This is a genomic window from Burkholderia sp. MS389, from assembly GCF_016899425.1.
In the GTDB taxonomy this organism is placed as follows: Bacteria; Pseudomonadota; Gammaproteobacteria; order Burkholderiales; family Burkholderiaceae; genus Burkholderia; species Burkholderia sola.
In genome coordinates this window covers 645,568-661,048 of sequence record NZ_CP045994.1, presented here as the reverse complement: position 1 = coordinate 661,048, position 15,481 = coordinate 645,568, and the positions used below count along the sequence as shown (strand labels likewise).

Below are 15,481 nucleotides of genomic sequence, written 5' to 3'. Positions count from 1 at the left end.
GCATGAGTTATCGCGAACTCGTCGTCGAACTGGCCCGCGAGCATGCGGAGGCCCTGTCCGACGCACTGCTCGATCTCGGCGCGCTGTCGGTGTCCGTCGAGGACGCCGACGCCGACACGCCCGACGAACAGCCGCTCTTCGGCGAGCCGGGCCTCGTGCCCGATCGCACCGCGTGGCAGCACTCGCGCGTGGTCGCGCTGCTGTCGGCCGATCACGAGCCGGCCGTGCTGCTCGCGGCGGCCGCGAACGAGATCGGCCTCGCCGAGACGCCCCAGTTCGTCGTGCGCGAAGTCGAGGAGCAGGACTGGGTGCGGCTCACGCAGTCGCAGTTCGAGCCGATTCCGATCGGCGAGCGGATCTGGGTCGTGCCGTCGTGGCACGACGCGCCCGATCCCGATGCGCTCGTCCTCGAGCTCGACCCCGGCCTCGCATTCGGCACCGGCAGCCATCCGACGACCCGTCTGTGCATGGAGTGGCTCGAGCAGTCGGTGAAGCCCGGTCAGTCGGTGCTCGACTACGGCTGCGGCTCGGGCATTCTCGCGATCCTCGCGAAGAAATGCGGGGCGAACCCCGTGATCGGCATCGACATCGATCCGCAGGCAGTCGAATCGGCGCGCCAGAACAGCGAACGCAACCGGGCGGAAGTTACGTACGGGCTGCCCGATGCGTGCCCGGACGGCGAATTCGACATCGTCGTCGCGAACATCCTGTCGAATCCGCTGAAGCTGATGGCGTCGATGCTCGCATCGAAGGTCAAGCCGGGCGGGCGCATCGCGCTGTCGGGCGTGCTCGCGCGCCAGGCGGACGAAGTCGCGGCCGTTTATGCGCGCTACGTCGACATTTCGGTCTGGCGCGAACACGAAGGCTGGGTATGCCTTGCCGGAACGCGCCGCGAAAGCCATTAGAATAGCGCTGTCCTTCACTCTGGCCAGCAGGCCGCCCGGCTCGACATGCTTCTTGCGACGCGCTGCCCTCATTGCGAAACCGTCTTCCGGCTGCAGCAGGAACAGCTCTCGCTGCATCAGGGGCTCGTGCGCTGCGGCCATTGCCACGAAGTCTTCAACGCCGCCGAATCGCTCGTTCCCGAGTACGCGCCGCAGCCCGAGCCGGCATTAACCGAGCCGGCTGCCGCGCCGCACGGCGGCGACGCGCATCCGCAGCAGGCCGCCCCGGCCCGGCTGTTCACCGCCGACGCGCCGCCCGAATTGCCGACCGGCGCCGATTACAAGCCGGAAGGCTGGGACATGTGGGCGCCGTGGCTCGACGCCGGCGTCGATCCGTCGCTGCAGCACAGCGTCGAGACCGTGCGAACCGAGCCGTTGATACCGCTCGCGCTGCCGTCCACGGAAGCGGGCGTCGTCCACCTGTCGGGTACGCCCGAGCCGTTCGCGTCGTCGCCGGCCGAGCTCGATGCTTCGGCTGCCGTCGAGCAACCGGCCGAACCGCATTCGCCGCAGACGCGGCACGAACCGCACGAAACCGAAGAAGCCGCGCCGTCGCCCGTACCCATCGCGCCCGTCGAGCGCGATCCGCGCGAGCCCCGCTTCGTCGCTCACGTTCCGTCCGACACGGAAACCGCCGCCGGACCGGTCGAACCCGCGCCGATCGAACCCGTCGTCCCCGCGCACTTCGTGGCGCCGGACGACGAACGCGCGCCGCGCGAACCCCGTTTCGCGTTCACGCCCGCACCGGCCTTCACCGAAGCCGAGACCGCATCGGAACCCGGCACCTTCACCCGGCACGACAACGCGTCGACCGCGGCGGCAACCGATGAACCGGTCGCCCGGACGGTCACCCAACCGCCGGCCCAGCCCGACGTCCAACCGGTCGCCCAGCCGGTCGCCCCCTTCCCCGCCGCCCTGACCGACGACGATCGCCCGCACTTCGCCGTCACGCGCGAGACGCGCGCGCCGCAGCGACGCGGGATGCTCGGCGGCTTTTTCGGCGGCCTCGTCGCGGCCGCGCTGGTCGGGCTGCTCGTCGCGCAACTGGCGTGGTGGCAGCGCGAGACGCTAATGATCTACTGGCCCGTCACGCAGGGCTGGTTCCGGCAGGCGTGCGCGCCGCTCGGCTGCACGGTCACGCCGCCGCGCGCGATCGACGGGCTGCGGCTCGAGCCGACCGACCTGCGCCAGCTCGACGGCCCGCGCGAGCTCGAACTGAAGGTGCCGCTGACGAACCGCTACCGCGTCGCGCTCGCATACCCGTCGCTCGAACTCACGCTGCTCGACGACACCAATCACGTCACCGTGCGCCGCGTGCTCGCGCCGCGCGACTACGTGCGCCCGGGCACGCCGATCGACGCCGGGCTGCCGCCCGGCACGACGCAGACGATGGTCGTCCGCCTCGAAACGAACGGCACGCCCGCCTCGAATTTCCGCGTCCAGATCTTCTATCCGTGACGCGCCGCGGCGCGCTTGCGCGCCCGTCTCAACCCGCGCGCCCGAGCGGCGCGCTATTTCGGAGCACGAACATGAGCAAAGTTACGCTGGGTGGCAACCCGATCGATCTCGCCGGCACATTCCCGGCCGTCGGCGCGCAAGCCGCCGATTTCAAGCTGGTCGGCAAGGATCTCGCCGATCTGACGCTCGCCAGCTTCGCCGGCAAGCGCAAGGTACTGAACATCGTGCCGAGCCTCGACACGCCGACCTGCGCGACGTCGACCCGCAAGTTCAACGAAGCCGCGTCGTCGCTCGACAACACGGTCGTGATCGTCGTGTCCGCCGACCTGCCGTTCGCCGCCACGCGCTTCTGCACGACCGAAGGCCTCGCGAACGTCGTGACGGCATCGACGTTCCGCACCGGCCGCGCGTTCGCGAACGCCTACGGCGTCGACGTGACGAGCGGACCGCTGAACGGCCTGACCGCACGCGCGGTGGTCGTGCTCGACGCGCAGGACAAGGTGATCCATGCGGAACTCGTCGGCGAAATCAAGGACGAGCCGAACTACGATGCAGCGCTCGCCGCACTGAAGTAAGCTTTCTTCCGCTTTCCCCTGCCGCGCCGCGCCCTTCGCGCGGCGTTGTCGCGCAGGGCCCCTCATTTCTACAGGAACGCACACCTTGGCTACGCTGATTTGCGGCTCGATCGCCTACGACTCCATCATGACCTTCGAAGGGCGGTTCCGCGAGCACATCCTGCCCGACCAGGTGCACCTCATCAACCTGAGCTTCCTCGTGCCGACGATGCGCCGCGAATTCGGCGGCTGCGCGGGCAACATCGCCTACGCGCTGCACCTGCTCGGCGGCGATGCGCGCATCATGGCCACGATGGGCGCGTTCGACGCGCAGCCGTATCTCGATCGGTTCGACCAGCTCGGCCTGCGCCGCGATCACGTTCGCGTGCTACCCGATACGTACACCGCGCAAGCGATGATCACGACCGATCTCGACAACAACCAGATCACCGCGTTCCACCCGGGCGCGATGATGCAGTCGCACCTGAACCACGCGGGCGACGCGCCGGACATCAAGCTGGCGATCGTCGGTCCGGACGGCTTCGACGGGATGGTGCAGCACGTGGAAGAGCTCGCCAAGGCCGGTGTGCCGTTCGTGTTCGATCCGGGCCAGGGCCTGCCGCTGTTCGACGGTGCGACGCTGCGCCGCAGCATTGAACTTGCGACCTATGTCGCGGTCAACGACTACGAGGCCAAGCTGGTGAGCGACAAGACGGGATGGTCCGAAGATGAAATCGCCAGCCGGGTCGACGCGCTCGTCATCACGCGTGGCGAGCACGGCGCGACCATCCGCCACAAGCAGGGTGCGGAGCAGATTCCGGTCGTGCCGGCCGAGCGCATCGCCGATCCGACCGGCTGCGGCGACGCCTTCCGGGGCGGCCTGCTGTACGGCATCGAGCACGGCCTCGACTGGGCAACCACCGGCCGCCTCGCGAGCCTGATGGGCTCCCTCAAGATCGCCCATCAAGGGCCCCAGACTTACGACCTGACGCGCGCCGAAATCGACGCACGCTTCGAGACTGCGTTCGGTTACAGTCTCAAATGAATATTGTGGGAGAGCAAAGATGTTGACGAAAAAAACCCTCACGCTCGCGGCCATGCTGACGGCCACGCTGACTCTCGCCGGCTGCTTCACGGCACCCGGTTCGGCGGATGTCTATAGCGTCGGCCAGGCGCAGCGCGAACAGACGGTCCGCATGGGCACGGTCGAAAGCGTCCGTGCGGTGCGCATCCAGTCCGACGGCGGCGGCAGCGCGATCGGCACGCTCGGCGGCGGCGCGCTCGGCGCGGTCGCGGGCAGCGCGATCGGCGGCGGCAAAGGCTCGATCCTGACGGCGATTGCCGGCGGCCTCGTCGGCGCGGTCGCGGGTAACGCGGTCGGCGAAAACCTCAGCACGGCGAACGGTGTCGAAATTACCGTGCGCCTCGACAACGGCGATCTGCGCTCGATCACGCAGGCAGCCAGCGGCGAAGCATTCCGCGCCGGCGAGCGCGTACGCCTGCTGTCGAGCGGCGGCGTCACGCGCGTCACGCACTAACCGGTATCCTCAGCGCGCGGCGCAAGCCGCGGTCGAACGCATGTGCGAAGCCGCACATGCGTTTTTTTTCGTCCGCCCGTTTTCATCCGCGCCCGCGTCGGCCAGCTCATCGGCGGCCCATCGGCGACTCGTGCGAACGAAAAAAATCCCGCCATCTGAGCCAGATGGCGGGATTGATTGAGTAGCGCTACTCAACCCACGGACACCACGTGCGTGTCCGGGTGATGCTGCTCAGCCGCGATTACGGACGGCTGCCGGTCGGGAACGGCCATGCGGCTGCCGGGTTGAGCGCGGTCTTCACGCCCGATGCCGGCGCAACCGATGCGGTCGACGCGGTCGTTGCCGGCGCAGCCTTCTTCACGACGGCCTTCTTCGGCGCAGCAGCCTTCTTCGCCGGTGCGGCAGCCGTCTTCGCAGGGGCAGCCTTCTTGGCGGGCGCAGCCTTCTTCGCGGCAGCCTTCTTCGCAGGCGCGGCCTTCTTGGCAGCAGCCTTCTTCGCCGGCGCAGCCTTCTTCGCAGCAGCCTTCTTCGCCGGTGCGGCCTTCTTGGCGGCAGCCTTCTTCGCCGGTGCCGCCTTCTTCGCAGCAACCTTCTTCACTGCGACTTTCTTGGCTGCAACCTTCTTCGCAGCGGCCTTCTTGGCCGGTGCCGCCTTCTTCGCTGCGACCTTCTTGGCTGCAACCTTCTTCGTTGCGACCTTCTTTGCAGCGACCTTCTTTGCAGCGGCCTTCTTCGCCGGTGCTGCCTTCTTCGCGGCAACCTTCTTCACCGCGACCTTCTTCGCAGCAACCTTCTTCACTGCGGCCTTCTTCGCCGACGCAGCAGCCTTCTTCGCAACGGTCTTCTTGGCGGCAACCTTCTTAGCAGCCGGTTTCTTCTTGGCAGTAGCCATGTTGTTCTCCTTCAGGTTCAGATGAGAGTCAGTTCAAACTACACCCTTCGTCAAAACCCGCTTCCCGCGGACGCTGTTCAGGACGTGCGCTTCGAAGCGGGCTATTCATCGGCGTACGCAGATACCGCGCGCTTACGCTAATGAATACGGTATGGCGCGCGTGACCCCATGGCCTCGCACGCCAAATCAAGTCGGTAGCCGGCGCACCTCGCGCCGCTACCCCTAATCGCTTGATCAAGCGGACCGCCACACGGCCGTCCGCTTTTTCCGGAGGGAAGTTTGCCCATCCCACTGAAGGGTTCGCAAAGTGCCTGTCGTATCGTTGGGCCGTTAAGGCACCGGGCATGCTTTGCATCAGGCGTTCTTGCTCCTAAACCTTGGGCCAGGGCCGAGAGGCCACCGGCTGCTCCATCATGTAACGGGTTCGCTGCTGCGGGTTATTCCCAGGACAGCGCGCCCCCCGTCTGATACTCGATCACACGCGTCTCGAAGAAGTTGCGTTCCTTCTTCAGGTCGATCATCTCGCTCATCCACGGGAACGGGTTTTCCTCGTTCGGATACAGCGGGTCGAGGCCGATCTGCTGGCAACGGCGGTTGCTGATGAAGCGCAGATAGCTCTTGAACATCGACGCGTTCAAACCCAGCACGCCGCGTGGCATCGTGTCCTCGGCGTAGCGGTATTCGAGTTCGACAGCCTGCTTGAACAGCTCGCGGATCTCGGCGCGGAATTCCGCGGTCCACAGATGCGGGTTCTCGAGCTTGATCTGGTTGATCAGGTCGATGCCGAAGTTGCAGTGCATCGACTCGTCACGCAGGATGTACTGGTATTGCTCTGCAGCACCCGTCATCTTGTTCTGGCGGCCGAGTGCGAGGATCTGCGTAAACCCGACATAGAAGAACAGGCCTTCCATGATGCAGGCGAACACGATCAGCGACTTCAGCAGCTTCTGATCCGCTTCGAGCGTGCCGGTCTTGAAGGCCGGGTCCGTCAGCGTATGAATGAACGGGATCAGGAATTCGTCCTTCGCGCGGATCGACGTGACCTCGTGATACGCGTTGAAGATCTCGCCTTCGTCGAGGCCGAGCGATTCGACGATGTATTGGTACGCGTGCGTGTGGATCGCTTCCTCGAACGCCTGGCGCAGCAGGAACTGCCGGCACTCCGGCGCCGTGATGTGGCGGTACGTGCCGAGCACGATGTTGTTCGCCGCGAGCGAATCGGCCGTCACGAAGAAGCCGAGGTTGCGCTTCACGATGCGGCGCTCGTCCTCGGTCAGACCGTTCGGGTCCTTCCACAGTGCGATGTCGCGGGACATGTTGATTTCCTGCGGCATCCAGTGGTTCGCGCAACCGGCCAGATACTTTTCCCACGCCCACTTGTACTTGAACGGCACCAGCTGATTGACGTCAGTCTGGCCGTTGATGATGCGCTTGTCGGCGACATTGACCCGCGCTTCCGACCCGCCGGCGGGAACAGCCGATGCTTGCGGCGGCACCGCAAGATCGCCTTCGAAAATGTCGCGGACCTGATGGGCGGCAGGCGTTGCAGCCTGCATTCCGACAGCCATCCCGGCGGAGGTGCGCATCGCGTTTTGCTGCGCTCCGCTCGCGGGGGTTACGGCAGTCTTCTCGTCATCCCAGTTGAGCATAAATTCTCACCATCAATTTAGAACGGTTTGTACCATCTTTTCCTGAGCGATAAAAGGGTTCGCTCACGAAAAATCCTTTTTTCGATTCGCGTTGCGACCTCGATACAACACTTTGAGCAACGCATCGTCGTTCATGCAGCGCGCGATGTGAGTCGCGCGTGTATCGCGAGGTGCGCTCGACGCATCGAACGCCGATCGAAACGCGACGCCGTCGGAGATGTTTCGATCGCTTGTCATTGCCTGCAACGCAGGTGTCGCGTTACAGATTCCTTATCATTTTTTTAGTTGAGCGCGGCGCACACTTCAACCTCGATCGGTCGTCGTGTGCGCCGCGCAGGCCTGCTTCTCAGGTCAGGCGCACTGCGTTACTGGCACGCTTCGCACTCGTCGAAGCCGGGGTCGCCCGGACGCATCGTGCACACCGGACCATCCGCTTCGACCGGCGCGAGTGCCGGCGCCGCGTTGACCGCGCCCGACGACGCACCGCCCGCCGCACCGAAGCCGCCCGCCGCGCCTTGCGCGCCGCCGCTGCTCGAGCCGCCACCCGCACCGCCCGTCGGCACTGCGTTCAGCGCGCCGTGTGCGACCGTCGACTTCTCGACGTGCGTCGCCGCCATCGTGCGGAGGTAGTAGGTCGTCTTCAGGCCGCGCAGCCATGCGAGCTTGTAGGTCTCGTCGAGCTTCTTGCCCGACGCGCCGCCCATGTAGATGTTCAGCGACTGCGCCTGGTCGATCCACTTCTGGCGACGCGATGCCGCTTCGACCAGCCACGTCGGGTCGACCTCGAACGCGGTCGCGTAGATCGCGCGCAGGTCGGCCGGGATGCGGTCGATGCGCGACAGCATGCCGTCGAAATACTTCAGGTCGGCGACCATCACTTCGTCCCACAGGCCGCGTTCCTTCAGATCGCGGACGAGGTACTCGTTCACCACCGTGAATTCGCCCGACAGGTTCGACTTCACGTACAGGTTCTGGAAGGTCGGCTCGATACAGGCCGACACGCCGATGATGTTCGAGATCGTCGCCGTCGGCGCGATCGCGACGCAGTTCGAGTTGCGCATGCCGTGCGCGGCGATCCGCGAACGCAGCGTCGTCCAGTCGAGCGATTCCGACGTGTCGACCTCGACGTAGCCGCCGCGCGCCTCCGTCAGCAGCTTCAGCGTGTCCTGCGGGAGGATGCCGCGATCCCACAGCGAGCCGCGGTAGCTCGAGTAGCGGCCGCGCTCTTCGGCCAGCTCGGTCGACGCGTAGTACGCGTAGTAGCAGACGGCTTCCATCGAACGGTCGGCGAACTCGACCGCCTCTTGCGACGCGTACGGCGTGCGCAGCAGGTGCAGGCAGTCCTGGAAGCCCATGATGCCCATGCCGACCGGGCGGTGCTTCAGGTTCGAGTTACGCGCCTTCGGCACCGCGTAGTAGTTGATGTCGATCACGTTGTCGAGCATGCGCATCGCGACGCTGATCGTGCGCTTGAGCTTGTCGTGGTCGAGCGCGTAGCTGCCGTCGGCCTGCTTCACCAGGTGGGCGACGAGGTTCACCGAGCCCAGGTTGCACACCGCGATTTCGGTGTCGCTCGTATTCAGCGTGATTTCCGTGCACAGGTTCGACGAATGGACGACGCCGACGTGCTGCTGCGGCGAGCGCACGTTGCACGGATCCTTGAACGTGATCCACGGGTGGCCCGTCTCGAACAGCATGCCGAGCATCTTGCGCCACAGCTGCTGCGCCGGGATCTTCTTGAACAGCTTGATCTCGCCGCGCGCGACCTTGTCTTCGTAAGCCGTGTAAGCCTTCTCGAATTCGGCGCCGAACTTGTCGTGCAGGTCCGGGCAGGTCGACGGCGAGAACAGCGTCCAGTCGGCGCCTTCCATCACGCGCTTCATGAACAGGTCGGGAATCCAGTTCGCCGTGTTCATGTCGTGCGTACGGCGACGGTCGTCACCGGTGTTCTTGCGCAACTCCAGGAACTCCTCGATGTCGAGGTGCCACGATTCGAGGTACGCGCAGACCGCGCCCTTGCGCTTGCCGCCCTGGTTCACCGCGACGGCCGTGTCGTTCACGACCTTCAGGAACGGCACCACGCCTTGCGACTTGCCGTTCGTGCCCTTGATATGCGAGCCGAGGGCGCGCACGCGCGTCCAGTCGTTGCCGAGGCCGCCGGCGAACTTCGACAGCAGCGCGTTTTCCTTCAGCGCTTCGTAGATGCCGTCGAGATCGTCCGCGACCGTCGTCAGGTAGCACGACGACAGCTGCGAGCGGTGCGTGCCCGAGTTGAACAGCGTCGGCGTCGAGCTCATGAAGTCGAAGCTCGACAGCACGTTGTAGAACTCGATCGCGCGCGTTTCGCGGTCGATCTCGTTCAGCGACAGGCCCATCGCGACGCGCATGAAGAATGCCTGCGGCATTTCGATGCGGGTGCCTTCGACGTGCAGGAAGTAGCGGTCGTACAGCGTCTGCAGGCCGAGGTAGCCGAACTGCAGGTCGCGGTTCGCGTCGAGCGCTTCGCCGAGGCGCTTCAGGTCGAACTGCAGCAGCTTGTCGTCGAGCAGGCCGGCGTCGACGCCGCGCTTCAGGAACTGCGGGAAGTATTCGGCGTAGCGGGTCGACATCTCGGCCTGCACGACTTCCTCGCCGAGAATCTCGCGACGGATCGTGTGCAGCAGGATGCGGGCCGTGACCTGGCTGTACGCCGGGTCCTTTTCGATCATCGTGCGCGCCGCGAGGATCGCCGAGTCGTAGACCTGGCTCATCGGCACGCCGTCGTACAGGTTCTTCACCGTCTCCGCGACGATCGGGTCAGGGTTAACCGCAGCGCCGAGGCCGTCGCACGCCGACACGATCAGCGCGCGCAGCGCGTTCAGGTCGAGCGGGCGCGTGACGCCGTTGTCGACGACGTTGATGCCGGTGGTCGACTCGCCGCCCGCTGCCGCCGCTTCCTCGCCCGCATGCTGGCGCTCGAGGTGACGCTTCTCGCGATACAGCACGTACGCACGCGCGACGTTGTGCTCGCCGCCGCGCATCAGCGCGAGTTCGACCTGGTCCTGGATGTCTTCGATATGGAACGTACCGCCGTTCGGGCGGCTGCGCACGAGCGCGCGAACGACGTTGTGCGTCAGTTGTTCGACCTGCTCGCGCACGCGCGCCGATGCCGCGCCCTGCCCGCCATTGACGGCCAGGAAAGCCTTGGTCACCGCGATCGCGATCTTCGAAGGTTCGAACGACACCACGCTGCCGTTGCGGCGGATCACCTTGTAGTCGGCGAACGTGGCCTGCGGCGCGAGCGCCTTCGCGCCCTGTTCGGTCCCGCCGAGCGGACGGCTCGAGGCGCTCTCGTACTGGGACGTCGCGTTGTCGGTGGTTTGCATGTGCAAAGCTCCTGGTGTTGGATGGTGCGGAGAGAACCGCGGATTAAAACGAACGCTGCGCAATGCGGTGCGCGAGCGGTAAGAGGCGAGCGATGCGCCGGGGAAGCCGGTTCGGTCGATGCGCGACAACCCAGCCGGTCGTGTGCTTCGTCATGTGTACCCTGCCCCGTCGATGTTCGCTGCGCTGGTCGCGACGCCCGGACCGCCCGGCCTGACGCGCCGCCGTGAGAACCCTGTCCGCCGACGTTGCCCGCCGGCCGGTGCCGCTCGGGTTTTCCCCTGCGACACACACTATATCTAGTACAGAACTGCTCAACTGGCACCAAGTATAGTGGACATTCGGAGGACGTCCAAACGGATAATTTGCGGCGAAGGTCTTGACATCGCTCGCGCGCAGACACGGCAAGGCATTGGTCGGAGAAAAAACTTTCTCCGCTCAAAAAACCCCGCGATCAGTGCTGACGGAAAGGAAAGTATTCGGCGGAAAAACCGGCATCGCTCGCGAAGCGTTGCCAATCGAAGTGCGGGCCCGGGTCGGTCTTGCGGCCCGGCGCGACGTCCGAGTGACCCGCGAACGCGTCGACCGGATAGTGCGCGGCGAGCGCGCGGGAGAGCGCGGCGAGCACCGCGTATTGCGCATCGTCGAACGGGACGTCGTCCGCGCCTTCGAGCTCGATGCCGATCGAGAAATCGTTGCAGCGGGTGCGGCCGAAGAACTCGGACGAGCCCGCGTGCCACGCGCGCTCGTCGCACGACACGAACTGCACGAGTTCGCCGCCGCGGCGGATCAGGAAATGGGCGGACACGCGCACGCCGCGCAGGTGGCGCTGGTAATAGGGGTGGGCATCGCAGTCGAGGCGATTCAGGAACAGCGCCTCGATCGCGTCGCCGCCGAATTCGCCGGGCGGCAGGCTGATGTTGTGGACGACCACGAGCGTCGGCGCCGCACCCGCGGGCCGCGCCTCGAAGTTCGGCGACGGCGCATGGCGCGCTTCGCGCACCCAGCCGTTCGCGTCGACCGACAACACCGGCGCGTCGCTCATCGCGCGTCGCGGCCGTTCACGCGCGTGGCGTGGCGCTGCGCATGCTCGGCGCTGCAGAAGTATTCGCCGCTCGCGGCGACGGCGTCGCCCTTCGGCGCGTGCACGCCGCATTCGGCGCAACGCACCATCGGCTCGGGCAGCGACCGCGCGTCGCCGTTCGGGCGCGCGGCGCCACCACCGGCACCGGCACCGGCACCAGGCGCGCCGTCGTAACCGGCGCCGCGGCCGGTGCGCGCCTGCGCCTGTTCCTGCGCGTGGCGCAGCTTGCGCGCGAGCCAAGAACCGGCGAAGAAGAGAAGGATCAGGAGAAGAATCTGTCGCATCGGAAACCTGCGGTCAAACCACGGAGCGGTGCAGCAGCACCTCGAACACGAATCGGCTGCCGACATACGCGAGCAGCAGCGCGGCGAACGACACGAGCACCCAGCGCGCGGCGCCGCGGCCGCGCCAGCCCGACGTCTTGCGGGCGACCAGCAGGCCGCCGAACATCAGCCACGACAGGATCGCGAACACCGTCTTGTGGTCGAGCCGCAACGCGCGCGCGTCGACCTGTTCGCTGAACAGGATGCCCGACGCGAGCGTCAGCGTCAGCAGCACGAAGCCGGCGCCGATCAGGCGGAACAGCAGCTTCTCGAGCGTGAGCAGCGGCGGCAGCGTTTCGAGCCAGCTCGCGATCCAGCCGGTCGAGCCGTCGCGCCCGCCGTGCCGCAGCGACTGCAGGCGCCGCTCGACCATCAGCATCAGGATCGCGTGCAGCGCGGCGATCGCGAAAAGGCCGTACGCGATGTTCGCGATCAGGAAATGCAGCTTGAACAGCGGCGCTGCGGCATAAGGCAGCACCCGCACGCCGCCGAACACGAGCGGCAGCAGCGACGCGCCGCACGCGAGCGGCAGCACCAGCAGGCGCAGGCTGTCGAGCGGGAAGAAGAAGCTCTCGATCCAGTAGATGCCGGCGCCGAGCCAGAACATCGCGGACAGCGCGAACGCGAAGCCGAACACCATCGCGTCGTTCGGAAAGATCGTCATGTGGAGCAGCACGCCGTGCGCGAGCAGCGCGGCGAACAGCAGCGCGCGACCGGCCCCGCTCATCCCGGACGCGGCCGATGCAGGGACCGGCACGGCCGGCACGCTCGCGACGAGCGGCGTCGCGCCCTGGCGATGCGTGCGCCAGCCTGCGACGGCGAGGCCGCCGTACAGGAATGCGGTGAGGGCATACAGTACAATATCCATGTTCGAAGTTTACACTAGGCCCCCTTCCCGCGACGGCTCCCTTTGTTCGGTTCCGCCGCGCCTTCGGGCCCCACTGTCCATCGCTCCCCATGCTCGACAATCTCACTCAACGGATGGCGCGCGTCGTCAAGACGCTGCGCGGCGAGGCCCGGCTCACCGAGGCGAACACGCAGGAGATGCTCCGCGAGGTGCGTCTCGCGCTGCTGGAAGCCGACGTGTCGCTGCCGGTCGTCCGCGAATTCATCGCCAAGGTCAAGGAAAAGGCGCTCGGCGAAGAAGTGATCAGCAGCCTGTCGCCGGGCCAGGCGCTCGTCGGCGTGGTCCAGAAGGAACTGACCGCCGTGATCGGCGGCGACTACGAAGGCAAGGCCGCCGAGCTGAACCTCGCGGTCACACCGCCCGCCGTGGTCCTGATGGCCGGCCTGCAGGGCGCGGGCAAGACCACGACCGTCGGCAAGCTCGCGAAGCTGCTGCGCGAGAAGTACAAGAAGAAGGTGCTCACGGTGTCGTGCGACGTGTATCGGCCGGCCGCGATCATGCAGCTGAAAACGGTGACCGAGCAGGTCGGCGCCGACTTCTTCCCGTCCACGCCGGACCAGAAGCCCGTCGACATCGCGCTCGCGGCCGTCGACTGGGCGAAGCGCCACTACCATGACGTGCTGCTCGTCGACACGGCCGGCCGCCTCGGCATCGACGAAGCGATGATGCAGGAAATCGCCGCGCTGCACGGCGCGCTGAAGCCGGCCGAAACGCTGTTCGTCGTCGACGCGATGCTCGGCCAGGATGCCGTCAACACCGCGAAGGCGTTCAACGACACGCTGCCGCTCACCGGCGTCGTGCTGACCAAGCTCGACGGCGATTCGCGCGGCGGCGCCGCGCTGTCGGTGCGTCACGTCACGGGCAAGCCGATCAAGTTCGTCGGCGTCGCCGAGAAGCTCGACGGCCTCGAGGTGTTCCACCCCGACCGGATGGCGAACCGGATCCTCGGCATGGGCGACATCCTCGCGCTCGTCGAGGAAGCGCAGCGCGGCGTCGATGTCCAGGCCGCGCAGAAGCTCGCCGACAAGGTCAAGAAAGGCGGCGATTTCGACTTGAACGATTTCCGCGCGCAGATCTCGCAGATGAAGAACATGGGCGGTTTGTCGTCGCTGATGGACAAACTCCCCGCGCAATTCCAGCAGGCGGCTGCCGGCGCCGACATGGGCCAGGCCGAGAAGTCGATCCGCCGGATGGAAGGCATCATCAGCTCGATGACGCCCGCCGAGCGCGCGAAACCCGAAATCATCAAGGCGACGCGCAAGCGCCGCATTGCGGCCGGCGCGGGCGTGCCGGTGCAGGAAGTCAACCGGATGCTGAACCAGTACGACCAGATGCGTACGATGATGAAGAAGCTGAAGGGCGGCAACATGCAGAAGATGATGCGCGGCCTGAAAGGCATGATGCCCGGCATGCGCTGATTACGTCCGTCGGCCGGCGCGCGGGTTTTTGCCGTAGCGCGCGCCTGCCGTTCTGCTTCATCCTTATTTGTATACCGACTGCCCGCCAGAACACATGAACCGCGAAGAAGCCCTCCACATTTTCGACCACTCCGAAGAGATCGTCTCGGCCGACGCCGTCAATGCGTCGATCTCGAAGATGGCCGACGCGATCCGCGCCGAGATCGGCGACGCGTTCCCGCTCGTTCTCTCGGTGATGGGCGGCGCTGCGGTGTTTACCGGGATGCTGCTGCCGCATCTCGATTTCCCGCTCGAATTCGACTACATCCACCTGACCCGCTACCGCAACACGACGCAGGGCAGCCCGGAGATGCACTGGCGCGTCGCGCCGCGCGAATCGGTGAAGGACCGCATCGTGCTCGTACTCGACGACATCCTCGACGAAGGCGAGACGATGGCCGCGATCCGCGACCGCATCCTCGACATGGGCGCGAAGCGCTTCATGTCGGCCGTGCTGTGCGAGAAGACGCTCGCGAAGGCGAAACCGCTGCACCCCGACTTCTGCGGCTTCTCGGTGCCGGACCGCTACGTGTTCGGCTGCGGGATGGACGCGAAGGGCTACTGGCGCAACCTGCCGACGATCCGCGCGCTGACCGCGAACGTCTGATCGCCGCGCTGTCCGCTATATAAATAGAAAGCGGCGCTCCGGTTGCCCGGAGCGCCGCTTTTTTTCGTCGGCCCGCCGCGCCGCCCGCGCTACGGCTGCAACTGGTGCACGAACGCGCGAATGCCCGCGAGCAGCATCTCGACCGAGATCGCGACGAGCACGAGGCCCATCAGCCGCTCGAACGCGGCGACGGTCCGCTCGCCGAGCCACGCCTGAATCCGTTCGGCCAGCACCAGCGTGATCGCGCAGACGATCATCGTGACCGTCAGCGCGCCGACCCACTCGAGCATTTTGCCGGGCGCCTGCGACGTCAGCAGCATCACCGTCGCGAGCGCGGACGGCCCGGCCAGCGCCGGAATCGCGAGCGGCACGATGAACGGCTCGCCGCCCGCGCGCGGATCGCTGCCGAGCGCGCCGTCCGGATGCGGGAAGATCATCCGCAGCGCGATCAGGAACAGCACGATCCCGCCGCCGAGCCGCAGCGACAGGTCGGTGAGGCTCATCATCCGCAGGAAGCGGTCGCCGACCAGCATGAAGAACAGCAGGATCACGAACGCGATCCCCACTTCGCGCAGGATCAGCTTCACGCGCCGCTCGCGCGGCACATCCCGCATCGCCGTGATGAACAGCGGGATGTTGCCGAGCGGATCCGTGATCAGCACGAGGAGCACGGTGGCCGACAGGAACGTGTATTCCATCGTGTCC

Annotated in this window: 15 protein-coding genes; 7 read left to right on the top strand and 8 right to left on the bottom strand. The window is 66.3% G+C overall.

All coding sequences use genetic code 11. The features are described 5' to 3' along the window. The first annotated feature begins 2 nt into the window (after positions 1–2). The 5 genes from prmA (at position 3) to GJG85_RS03035 (ending at position 4,494) form a co-directional block, all read left to right on the top strand. Positions 3–905 (top strand): 50S ribosomal protein L11 methyltransferase, encoded by a 903-nt coding sequence (gene prmA, locus GJG85_RS03055; protein ID WP_006496752.1) that lies wholly within the window; start codon positions 3–5, stop codon positions 903–905. A gap of 45 nt (positions 906–950) precedes the next feature. Continuing rightward, positions 951–2,402 carry a zinc-ribbon and DUF3426 domain-containing protein gene (locus GJG85_RS03050; RefSeq protein WP_204383654.1) on the top strand — a complete coding sequence of 484 codons (1,452 nt, stop codon included), beginning with the start codon at positions 951–953 and terminating at the stop codon, positions 2,400–2,402. 71 nt (positions 2,403–2,473) lie between these two features. Next, positions 2,474–2,977: a thiol peroxidase gene (gene tpx, locus GJG85_RS03045; RefSeq protein WP_050013872.1), complete on the top strand. Its 504-nt coding sequence runs from the start codon at positions 2,474–2,476 to the stop codon at positions 2,975–2,977. 85 nt (positions 2,978–3,062) lie between these two features. Further along, positions 3,063–4,001, top strand: coding sequence for a carbohydrate kinase family protein (locus GJG85_RS03040; protein ID WP_089488158.1), 939 nt, complete (start codon positions 3,063–3,065; stop codon positions 3,999–4,001). A gap of 19 nt (positions 4,002–4,020) precedes the next feature. Then, positions 4,021–4,494 (top strand): glycine zipper 2TM domain-containing protein, encoded by a 474-nt coding sequence (locus GJG85_RS03035; RefSeq protein ID WP_006476977.1) that lies wholly within the window; start codon positions 4,021–4,023, stop codon positions 4,492–4,494. A gap of 241 nt (positions 4,495–4,735) precedes the next feature. Here the strand turns inward: GJG85_RS03035 and GJG85_RS03030 are convergent, their stop codons facing one another. The 7 genes from GJG85_RS03030 to ccsA all read right to left on the bottom strand — a co-directional run bounded on the left by GJG85_RS03030 (position 4,736) and on the right by ccsA (position 12,673). Next, positions 4,736–5,386 (bottom strand): histone H1-like DNA-binding protein, encoded by a 651-nt coding sequence (locus tag GJG85_RS03030; protein WP_204383653.1) that lies wholly within the window; start codon positions 5,384–5,386, stop codon positions 4,736–4,738. 28 nt (positions 5,387–5,414) lie between these two features. Then, entirely contained in the window at positions 5,415–5,741 is a 327-nt protein-coding gene (locus tag GJG85_RS03025; protein WP_080334256.1) for a hypothetical protein, read from the bottom strand. 82 nt (positions 5,742–5,823) lie between these two features. Further along, positions 5,824–7,035, bottom strand: coding sequence for a ribonucleotide-diphosphate reductase subunit beta (locus tag GJG85_RS03020; RefSeq protein ID WP_014898151.1), 1,212 nt, complete (start codon positions 7,033–7,035; stop codon positions 5,824–5,826). A 365-nt stretch (positions 7,036–7,400) separates the two neighbouring features. After that, entirely contained in the window at positions 7,401–10,400 is a 3,000-nt protein-coding gene (locus tag GJG85_RS03015) for a ribonucleoside-diphosphate reductase subunit alpha (RefSeq protein ID WP_089488155.1), read from the bottom strand. Between the two features lie 452 nt (positions 10,401–10,852). Continuing rightward, entirely contained in the window at positions 10,853–11,443 is a 591-nt protein-coding gene (ampD, locus tag GJG85_RS03010; RefSeq protein WP_050013877.1) for a 1,6-anhydro-N-acetylmuramyl-L-alanine amidase AmpD, read from the bottom strand. Beyond that, positions 11,440–11,766, bottom strand: coding sequence for a PP0621 family protein (locus GJG85_RS03005; RefSeq protein ID WP_204383652.1), 327 nt, complete (start codon positions 11,764–11,766; stop codon positions 11,440–11,442). Before GJG85_RS03005 ends, ampD begins: the two co-directional genes overlap by 4 nt. A gap of 13 nt (positions 11,767–11,779) precedes the next feature. Next, a complete protein-coding gene (ccsA, locus tag GJG85_RS03000; RefSeq protein WP_050013879.1) occupies positions 11,780–12,673 on the bottom strand; it encodes a cytochrome c biogenesis protein CcsA in 894 nt (297 codons plus the stop codon). An 89-nt stretch (positions 12,674–12,762) separates the two neighbouring features. On the opposite strand from ccsA, the gene ffh reads away from it, so the two are divergent. Both ffh and GJG85_RS02990 read left to right on the top strand, forming a co-directional pair. Continuing rightward, positions 12,763–14,130 (top strand): signal recognition particle protein, encoded by a 1,368-nt coding sequence (gene ffh, locus GJG85_RS02995; protein WP_089488154.1) that lies wholly within the window; start codon positions 12,763–12,765, stop codon positions 14,128–14,130. A gap of 94 nt (positions 14,131–14,224) precedes the next feature. After that, the gene (locus tag GJG85_RS02990) at positions 14,225–14,776 is read left to right on the top strand and encodes a hypoxanthine-guanine phosphoribosyltransferase (RefSeq protein WP_023477519.1); all 552 of its coding nucleotides are present in this window, start codon (positions 14,225–14,227) and stop codon (positions 14,774–14,776) included. Positions 14,777–14,865: 89 nt separating this feature from the next. On the opposite strand, the gene GJG85_RS02985 is transcribed toward GJG85_RS02990, so the two are convergent. Then, complete coding sequence (locus GJG85_RS02985; RefSeq protein WP_050013881.1) at positions 14,866–15,474, bottom strand: MarC family protein; 609 nt, start codon at positions 15,472–15,474, stop codon at positions 14,866–14,868. Positions 15,475–15,481 lie beyond the last annotated feature (7 nt).

Coding starts and splice junctions, on each gene's coding strand:
- prmA (WP_006496752.1), top strand. CDS start 3: ATGAGTTATCGCGAACTCGTCGTCGAACTGGCCCGCGAGCATGCGGAG.
- GJG85_RS03050 (WP_204383654.1), top strand. CDS start 951: ATGCTTCTTGCGACGCGCTGCCCTCATTGCGAAACCGTCTTCCGGCTG.
- tpx (WP_050013872.1), top strand. CDS start 2,474: ATGAGCAAAGTTACGCTGGGTGGCAACCCGATCGATCTCGCCGGCACA.
- GJG85_RS03035 (WP_006476977.1), top strand. CDS start 4,021: ATGTTGACGAAAAAAACCCTCACGCTCGCGGCCATGCTGACGGCCACG.
- GJG85_RS03030 (WP_204383653.1), bottom strand. CDS start 5,386: ATGGCTACTGCCAAGAAGAAACCGGCTGCTAAGAAGGTTGCCGCCAAG.
- GJG85_RS03025 (WP_080334256.1), bottom strand. CDS start 5,741: ATGCAAAGCATGCCCGGTGCCTTAACGGCCCAACGATACGACAGGCAC.
- GJG85_RS03020 (WP_014898151.1), bottom strand. CDS start 7,035: ATGCTCAACTGGGATGACGAGAAGACTGCCGTAACCCCCGCGAGCGGA.
- GJG85_RS03015 (WP_089488155.1), bottom strand. CDS start 10,400: ATGCAAACCACCGACAACGCGACGTCCCAGTACGAGAGCGCCTCGAGC.
- ampD (WP_050013877.1), bottom strand. CDS start 11,443: ATGAGCGACGCGCCGGTGTTGTCGGTCGACGCGAACGGCTGGGTGCGC.
- GJG85_RS03005 (WP_204383652.1), bottom strand. CDS start 11,766: ATGCGACAGATTCTTCTCCTGATCCTTCTCTTCTTCGCCGGTTCTTGG.
- ccsA (WP_050013879.1), bottom strand. CDS start 12,673: ATGGATATTGTACTGTATGCCCTCACCGCATTCCTGTACGGCGGCCTC.
- ffh (WP_089488154.1), top strand. CDS start 12,763: ATGCTCGACAATCTCACTCAACGGATGGCGCGCGTCGTCAAGACGCTG.
- GJG85_RS02990 (WP_023477519.1), top strand. CDS start 14,225: ATGAACCGCGAAGAAGCCCTCCACATTTTCGACCACTCCGAAGAGATC.
- GJG85_RS02985 (WP_050013881.1), bottom strand. CDS start 15,474: ATGGAATACACGTTCCTGTCGGCCACCGTGCTCCTCGTGCTGATCACG.